The sequence below is a fragment of the Microcoleus sp. D2_18a_B4 genome (assembly GCF_036702475.1).
GTDB lineage: Bacteria > Cyanobacteriota > Cyanobacteriia > Cyanobacteriales > Microcoleaceae > Microcoleus.
Map to the genome: position 1 here is coordinate 125,108 of NZ_JAUBTL010000014.1, position 6,686 is coordinate 131,793.

General features: G+C 44.9%; 5 protein-coding genes. 1 reads left to right on the forward strand and 4 read right to left on the reverse strand.

From position 1 onward, the window contains the following. Window positions 1–23: 23 nt before the first annotated feature. Window positions 24–1,298 (forward strand): alpha/beta hydrolase, encoded by a 1,275-nt coding sequence (locus QUB04_RS11320; RefSeq protein WP_333284186.1) that lies wholly within the window; start codon window positions 24–26, stop codon window positions 1,296–1,298. Window positions 1,299–1,513: 215 nt separating this feature from the next. Here the strand turns inward: QUB04_RS11320 and QUB04_RS11325 are convergent, their stop codons facing one another. From QUB04_RS11325 to QUB04_RS11340, 4 genes are all read right to left on the reverse strand, one after another. After that, window positions 1,514–4,543: a CHAT domain-containing protein gene (locus QUB04_RS11325; protein WP_333284188.1), complete on the reverse strand. Its 3,030-nt coding sequence runs from the start codon at window positions 4,541–4,543 to the stop codon at window positions 1,514–1,516. A 58-nt stretch (window positions 4,544–4,601) separates the two neighbouring features. Next, complete coding sequence (locus QUB04_RS11330) at window positions 4,602–5,363, reverse strand: DUF1822 family protein (protein WP_333284190.1); 762 nt, start codon at window positions 5,361–5,363, stop codon at window positions 4,602–4,604. Beyond that, window positions 5,360–6,055, reverse strand: a complete 696-nt coding sequence (locus tag QUB04_RS11335) for a hypothetical protein (protein WP_333284192.1) — start codon at window positions 6,053–6,055, stop codon at window positions 5,360–5,362. Before QUB04_RS11335 ends, QUB04_RS11330 begins: the two co-directional genes overlap by 4 nt. A 134-nt stretch (window positions 6,056–6,189) precedes the next feature. Then, window positions 6,190–6,453, reverse strand: a complete 264-nt coding sequence (locus tag QUB04_RS11340; protein ID WP_333284194.1) for an HNH endonuclease — start codon at window positions 6,451–6,453, stop codon at window positions 6,190–6,192. Window positions 6,454–6,686: the final 233 nt, after the last annotated feature.

The following is a 6,686-nucleotide window of genomic DNA, read 5'->3' on the forward strand; positions in this document are numbered from 1 at the left end:
AAAAATTAGGCTGCGAAAATCCGATGATCCACAAGAAGAACCGCAAAAAGTTACCTTTATTAGCAGCATTATTAGTCTCGCCATTTATTTCTTGGTTCCTGAGTACGATCGCCCTATTTCTCAGTCTCTGGGTCATCATACCAGCACCCACGATGTTCCTGTACCCTTTGGCGGTGGGATCACCAGAAATCAGTCCTTGGTTGGTCGGTATCAACGCGATCGCCCTTCTGCTGAACCTGCTCAGACGGCATCAAGGCAAAGTCTACATTATTTTACTCATTTGTAACCTGTTCGCCCTAATCCTGGGCCTGCTTCCCCTGATTCAGTTCCCAGCAGCCAATGCAGCCATAGCTACTCAAATGCAAGCTGTTCTAGGGGAAAACTATTTAGCAGCCCTTCCTCAAGCCGATCGCGCGCAGCTACGCCCTCAACCGTTTATCCTCGCAGATGCCTTCCGAGGAATTCCGATTAGAGAGGTTAGGATCGATCGGGCTATTGTATTTGCCAACCCTGACGGAGTTTCACTGCAACTAAACCTTTATCGGCCGATGGAAATTGGCAAATATCCGGCGATTATCACGCTCTACGGGGGAGCTTGGCAAAGAGGCAATGCCGATTCCAATGAGGAATTCAGCCGCTACATGGCCGCTCAAGGCTATTGTGTGGTTGCAATTGCTTACCGCCACGCTCCCAAGTATCAATTTCCTGCTCAGCTTGAGGACGTACAAGCCGCTCTTTCCTATATCAAAACTCATGCTGCTGATTGGGAAATCGATCTCGATCGAATTGCTCTGATGGGAAGGTCTGCAGGTGCCCATTTAGCAATGCTAACTGCTTATGATTCTAGTGTGCTTCCAGTTCGAGCAGTGGTCAACTATTACGGGCCAAATGACCTGATTCGGGGATATAATGACCCACCTTTTCCTGATGCCATAAATGTTCGAGCCGTCTTGCGTGCTTTTCTGGGAGGAACGCCAGACGAACTCAACGAGCTTTACCGTCGGGCTTCTCCCATAAATTATATTAAACCGAATCTTCCCCCTTCTCTACTGGTTTATGCAGGTCGCGACCATATCGTTCAGCCTAAGTTTGGTCGATCGCTCTACCAACGATTGCGAGCCACGGGCGATTCCCTACGGGATAGCTTCGCTTCACGGGCTATTTTGCTCGAAATTCCTTGGGCTGAACACGCCTTTGATGCAGTTTTTAATGGGCCGAGCAATCAATTAGCTTTGTACTACACAGAACGCTTTTTGGCTCATACTCTGAAGTCTTCCGATTACCAACGAGTTAACTAAAAATTATCAACTTACTCATTAATTGTCGCACCAACTTTGTAAGGATGCGGGGATGAGTTTTGTTGAGGATTTAAATGTGATATCATTTCCGGTTACACTCCTTATGATGTTGACGGTTCACTGTTGACTGTTGACTGTTGGCAGTGAACAGTCAACAGTCAACAGTGAACTCGAATTTACTATTCCGATGCTAACGGATTTGATATGATTTAATATTACCGAATCCCAGTGCAGGTAAAAGCAGCCCAGTAAAAAGGGTGAGAGAAAGGCTTTACTTTCTGACAAGATTCCTCTAAATTTTTCCGAGTATTATAAATTTGGTTGCCAATTTTAGCATACTTTTGGTATTCTTTATCCCATTGCTGATAGTCTGAGGAACCGGAGGAGCAAGCCTTTCGTTCTGCCTGGGAGCTTTTGCGGAGCGCGCCGGTTTCTCTACCTTTCTCTTTCAAAAGTTCTGTAAGCTGGGGTTTGTAACTAGCCTCTAAGGTATTGCCCGTAAGCTCTCGCAACTTAACTTGAGCTTGTCTCATAGCCTCGGGGCGATTCTTTCCCTGCTGCCACTCTTGATAGTAAAAAATCGAGAAAAGTGCTGTAGCTAAATCCTCGACAGCCCAAAGCGTACTGATAACACTTCTGGCTCCCGCCGACAAAAAAGCAGTTGAAAAAGTAAGGATATCGCCAGTAATTTCAGTCAATCCCAATCCAGTTTCGCAGCAGGAAAGAAATACATCCGACAACTGAGGGAGACGCCATGCGGGAGTCATAAGCTGACCTAAAGTAATGCAGCCATCTCCTAAAATTAATGTCGATTCTAAGGGATTGTCAAAGCGCGACTGGGCGTGGTGGCTAGAGTGGAGGATTTGGACGGTTCGCGCGAGTTCTCGATAGTTACTAACAGTAGCTTGATGGCGACCTTTTAAGCGTTGATTGTCTGGGATACTATAAAGAACTGCCAGTTGCTCTCCTTCAAAGCTGGCGCAAGGCAAGTCGTCCGTCGCATCTTCAATAGTGCCACAGTTTAGGTTATTGCCTAATGAAGGACGCTGCTGGCAGAATTCTAAGACTTGACAACTAGGTGCGTAACGAATGAGAAACTTGTCTCCTAAATATCGGTTGTCTCCGATGGGTAGTGCAGCGAAAGGGATGTGATTAAGGGCATCATGAGGAACTATAATCAGTTCAGAAATTCCGTCTAAATGCGATAAGATTAGATCGTTCAAATTTAACTCTTTTGCCAGTTCAGTTAGCATCCCAACTAGCTCTTCTTTCCAAGATTTATTATCCTCAACATATTTTTCTAACCAATTTGGGAAAATCCATCCGTGCAAAGCATCCAATCCTAAATCGGTGCAATTGTGTAGGGTAATCTCATTTTGCCGCACCACAAATATCAAGGTGTCGCTAGCAGTGGTGTAAAAGCTCAGAATGGCAGTAGTAGGTTTGTCGATCAGCTTCTGGATGGATGGGAATTCGAGAGGATTGACTCGAATTTGACCCGCAAGCACGGGATCTAAACGGCGGAGTTGTTGCCAAATTAGGAGTTTATCAGCTTCCAGATCAGCTATTGTTTGATTGTAAGCTGCTAGTGCTGCACGGCTGTTATCAAGTTTGCTATTATCAAAGTCGTTGCTAGGTTGATTGCGCCCTCGTTCTTTGTCAATTTGCTGCTGTAGGCGTTCAAACTCCTGTAAATACTGTTGGATTTCAGCCGGAATTTCTGCACTTGAATAGAGGTCATTGCTTGCCATTAAGTCTACGAGGCGTTTAGAGCGCGATCGCTCTACATATTCAACAGCTTTATCTAACTGCTTGTTATTGATGCAAGCTTGCACGATGTTTGCGTAAATGTCGATCGCCTCTTCCAAAATTTCTTGGCGGCGAAATTCAGAAGTTGCCCAAGTACGCCTGGTTTCTACGGCTTCGATCGCGATACCGTATCCCTCAATGGCTAATTTCCAATCTTTTATTGCAAATCCTATTTTTCCAAGGGTTTCTCCAGCGCCCGAGCATTCAAATGGGAAAGCAGTTGGCGTACAAACTGTTAAAGCCAATCGATAACAAGCGATCGCTTTTTCGTGTGATTCAACCATGAAGTAACATTTACCCAGATTCATTTGAGCCATAGCCCACTCTCTAGGAAACTCATCCGGGTTAAAGACTTTTAAAGCAGATTGATGGGCGACAATAGCCATTTCTAAATTCTCATTTCGATCGCCCTTACGTCGATGCACGTAAGCGTTACCCAAATTAGTTTGCACTCCTGCCCAATCTGCGGGGAAAATGTCTTGAGTGTAAACTTGCAAAGCTTCGAGATTAGCTGCGATCGCCTTCTCAACATTTTCTACCGGATCGCCGTGAATTCGGTGGCGGTAAGCAGATGCCAGATTTATTTGAGTTTGCGCCCAAAGTTGAGGAAATTCTTCGCGGGTGCGGAATAACAGGGCGTTTTGATAACACGCGATCGCTTGTTCCAAGTTTTCCGCCTTGTCGCCACAAATGCGATCGCGATAAATAAGACCTAAATTGTTTTGAAGTTGAGCCCATGCTTCAGGCATTGCTTCGCGGGTGTAAACTTCCATTGCTGTGCAACAAGCGATTCTTGCTAATTCTGCATTCTCTAACCGATCTCCGCGAATTCGGTTGCCATAAGCAATAGCCAAATTCTTTTGAATTTCTGCCCACATTATGGGACGAGATTCGCGAGTCAATACTTGTAGGGCATTTTGGCAGCAGGCGATCGATCGTTCTAGATTTTCGGCGAGATCGCCCTTCAAACGGCGGTGATAAGCATTACCGAGAGAGTTTTGACAAGCTGCCCACTGTTCTGGAAAAGCTTCGTAGGTTAAGACGGTGACAGCAATTTCATAACCTGCAATGGCAATCTCTAAATTATTGGCTTCATTTCCTTTTTTAAATTCATGGATGCAGTAGCTTAACATCATAAGTCGAGCAGCGATTCCTTTTTTCCCTGCGGGTGGTGCTTCAGATAGTATCGCAGACGAGTGATATCGCAACACCTTAACAAAGTGTTCATCAAGTTGAGCTTGATTAGCTTCAAGCACGACGTTAATTTCTGGCACTATCCTTTGGTCAACCGTTTGGAAATTCCTGCGACTCTCTGAAATAGCGTCTAATAATTGAAAGAATAAACGAAACCGAGTTTCCTCTTGGATGGAATCCCATTGTGCTGTCTGGCGTTTTGTCGTTTGGGGAGTTTTTTTCGGGCCGAATCCTTTTGCCATATTCTTTACAGGTTACGAAGGGGATACTACATATACACATCAGCTATTCGTTCCAAAATTACGCAGCATCCCTCCATATTTCTGCTAACTTTTCCAGCAGTGCTTCGGCTAAATCTTCTAAATCAGTGTCGCCGCTATCTGCACTTTCACGAGTAAACTCCCCTCCTGCGGTACTCCCAGCTAACATCTCTCCCCCTGCGTAACGCCACTCGTACTCCTCGCAAGTTCGATAAATACGCTCTAATTGGGCAACAATATTGCTCTGCGATTGAGTTTGGATCGTAGATCGTACCTGTATCGCCACTGGATCGTCTGTTTCTAAGAAGGCGATCGCTTCTTCTAAACGAGTAATCTGTTCAATTAAAGCGTCGATCGGCATCAGTTCTGCTACTGCTATTTGTTGCGGTGGATTTGAGCTATCGAAGCTGGGAGCAAATCCCAATAGTTGCACGGAGTCAAGGCGATCGCTAAACTGTACTCCCACATATCCAATCCGATTTTCTATTACTTCTTCGGGTAATAGAATGGTTATTTCACCAGGTAAAACTGGGCGGCATTCTAAGGAACCAATGCCAGTAACTAGCAAGTCAGCGACATTAGCTAGCGCCGTTTTTGCTGGATTGAAACTATCGGAATGCTTCAAATCTGTTTCAATTTGCAGCCATTTTAAATAGCTGTGAACCGCGTAAACAGCCAGTGCATTCAAGTAAACTCGTTTTCCTTTTTGGACTGTACTTTGAACTGCTGCCAACTGTCGCGCCATTTCGTGAGCTTTTAACTCTATTGGTACTGTTAACAGAGGTAGTTCTGCGATGTTCATGGTTTTAGTTCCTGTTTATATCCTAGAGTGCGGGCTATTTCTTGCAACGAGGGTTCGCATTTTCTCTTCCAGTGAGAATGCAGGGTTGTGTACTTAACGTTTAACTCTTTTTCTAAGTTTTTAAACTTGTCAGGAGGGTCTTTTAACACTCTTCTTTTGCTGAGGAATTGGCAGTTACACTCCGGCTTAGAATCAGGGTAGCTATTTTTTAGCTTGCCTTCTGGATCTTGTTCTATGTAAAGTTCTAGTTGGAGACCTATTCGCTGAGTGGTTTCTTTCTGAACACTTTCAATCATGCCATCCAACCCGCTGAGCGTAAAATCAGATAATAGTTCGAGCCGAGTTGTTTCCCCAGCATCTACCGCAATCGGAGCATCTAAACTAATTGGAGCATCTTTGTCAGGAGAATACAAATCTTGAATTCGCCAACTCAGGTAGCCGTTGATCCAGTTAACCAAACTTTTTGAAACAGAAGATTGGCGCGGCTCAAATTTAGCAATCTCGCGACTAACCCATTCTAAAGTAAGGTTGAGGGCAGCAGGATAATTTTGATGGGCTGATTTTTTGAGTCCTGGTAGTTGCTGAATTTCCCATAAGAGCTTGTGCATGGCCGAGCGCCATTTTCTACTGTTAGCTGGGTTGTGGCGCACCTCTGCAATTAGAGCGCTTAACCGTCCATCTAGGTCATCCATGCGACTTTTTTGAGGAGCAAGTTAGTTTGTTAGACATCTCCCATAATTCTTGTGGAACAGGCATCCTGGCTGTTCTTGACAGGCTTTTTGGGAGATGTCTATTAGCTATGAAAATTCGCGATCGTGCGAAAATCCTAAGCTATTTTCTCATGTGGTTGAGCTCTTTGTGTGCGTAAGTTATTGCCGTCCGGAGGTTCGAGGCTATTTCCACGCGAATTATTGCAACTGAAGCAGGCTAAACGCAGGTTGGAGAGTGCGTTAGACCCGCCTCGGCTTTTCGGGAGTAAGTGTTCGATAGTTCTTTCTGATTTCTGCATCGACTTGTTGCACCAGTGGCAGCGGTTTCCGTACAGTTCCAGAAGTTGGCGTCTTTTGTTGCGTCTTGAAGCTGGGGACATAAAGCTTTGGGAGGCTCACGGCTGTTACGTGTTCATTTACGTATCAGCTCCCTGCTAAAAATTTACGCAGCAGTTTCTAACAGAGGGATAACATTTGCCTTATACCAATTTAATGTGAAGTTGCATATATTTCGATCCCCCTCGCATCCCCCTTAATAAGCTATGCTTTATAAACATCTTTCTTAACAAGAAAGTTGACAAAAGTAACTACTTGTGTAGCGGATATGGGGGCG

What these genes read in the sequence shown, in the direction of transcription:
- QUB04_RS11320 (WP_333284186.1), top strand. Translation starts at nt 24, where the DNA reads ATGATCCACAAGAAGAACCGCAAAAAGTTACCTTTATTAGCAGCATTA.
- QUB04_RS11325 (WP_333284188.1), bottom strand. Translation starts at nt 4,543, where the DNA reads ATGGCAAAAGGATTCGGCCCGAAAAAAACTCCCCAAACGACAAAACGC.
- QUB04_RS11330 (WP_333284190.1), bottom strand. Translation starts at nt 5,363, where the DNA reads ATGAACATCGCAGAACTACCTCTGTTAACAGTACCAATAGAGTTAAAA.
- QUB04_RS11335 (WP_333284192.1), bottom strand. Translation starts at nt 6,055, where the DNA reads ATGGATGACCTAGATGGACGGTTAAGCGCTCTAATTGCAGAGGTGCGC.
- QUB04_RS11340 (WP_333284194.1), bottom strand. Translation starts at nt 6,453, where the DNA reads ATGTCCCCAGCTTCAAGACGCAACAAAAGACGCCAACTTCTGGAACTG.